Genomic DNA, 1,166 nt, shown 5'->3' with positions numbered 1-1,166 from the left:
GAACACCTCGAGCTGAGCAGGCTGTCGGTGATCACGCCGTACGACGCCCCGCTCACCGAACGGCTGCACGCGTTCCTGAACGAGGCAGGCACCGAGGTGGTTCGTTCCGATCACCTCGGACTCGGCGGCGGCATCTGGAAGGTCAACTACCGCACGATCGCCGAGCGGATCATCGCTGCGGACGACCCCAGGTCGGAGGCGATCTTCGTCAGCTGTACCAACCTGCCTACCTACGATGTCATCGCCCCGCTCGAGCAGGAACTCGGCAAACCGGTCCTCACCGCCAACCAGCTCACGATCTGGGCCTGTCTCGGCCGGATGAAACTCCCCATGACGGGCCCGGGCAAGTGGCTCCGCAACGTCTTCTGACATCACCCCACACGACACGGAAAAGAGGAGAACGCATGACGAGCACGCCGACCCCCACTGTGGGATTCATCTACCCCGATCACGCCGCCGAGGACGACTACCCCTTCGCCGCGGAGATGCTCGGAGTGGATCTGCCGGTCGTGCACATCTACGGAACCGACCTGCACGCCGTGCCCGAACTGCTCGACCTCGGGAGCCCCGAGAAGCTCGCCGGCGGGGCCGCACTCCTCGCCGAGGAGAAGCCGGACGCCGTCGTGTGGGCCTGCACCTCGGGCAGCTTCGTCTACGGCCCCGACGGGGCGAAGCAGCAGGCCGAGACGCTCGCCGCGGCCACCGGTGTACCCACGTCCAGCACCAGTTTCGCGTTCGTCCACGCCCTGCACGCACTGGGGATCACGCGCGTCGCGGTAGCCGCGAGCTACCCGGAGGACGTCGCGAAGCTGTTCGTCGAGTTCCTCGCCGCCGCAGGCATCGAGGTGCTGTCGATGTCGAGTGCGGGAATCGACACCGCGGCCGAGGTCGGTCTGCTCAGCCCGGAATCCGTGGTGGAACTCGCGGTGGAGAACGACCACCCGGACGCCGAAGCCCTGCTCATCCCCGACACGGCCATGAGGACGCTGGGTGCGCTGAGTACTCTCGAGCAGCGCCTCGGCAAGCCGGTCCTCACGGCAAACCAGGTGACCATCTGGGAAGGCCTGCGTCTTGCGGGCCACACGGCGGTGCACCCGTCGTTAGGAACCTTGTTCGAGAAAGGCCACAGTCATGGCTCTGACTGACCTGGAACCCGTCAGTCGTCA

Annotated in this window: 1 protein-coding gene and 1 pseudogene; both read left to right on the top strand. The window is 66.4% G+C overall.

The window, feature by feature from the left end; genetic code table 11:
* Nucleotides 1–369 (top strand): annotated as a pseudogene (locus tag ACFWJO_RS38935) (Asp/Glu/hydantoin racemase); the annotation flags it as partial.
* Between the two features lie 35 nt (nt 370–404).
* On the top strand, nt 405–1,145 hold the full coding sequence (locus ACFWJO_RS38930; RefSeq protein ID WP_011596947.1) for a maleate cis-trans isomerase: 741 nt from the start codon (nt 405–407) through the stop codon (nt 1,143–1,145).
* The last annotated feature ends 21 nt before the right edge of the window (nt 1,146–1,166 follow it).

It is taken from the genome of Streptomyces sp. NPDC127092, from assembly GCF_042722475.1.
Taxonomy (GTDB): Bacteria; Actinomycetota; Actinomycetes; order Streptomycetales; family Streptomycetaceae; genus Streptomyces.
This window is presented reverse-complemented; position numbering and strand designations above follow the sequence as displayed.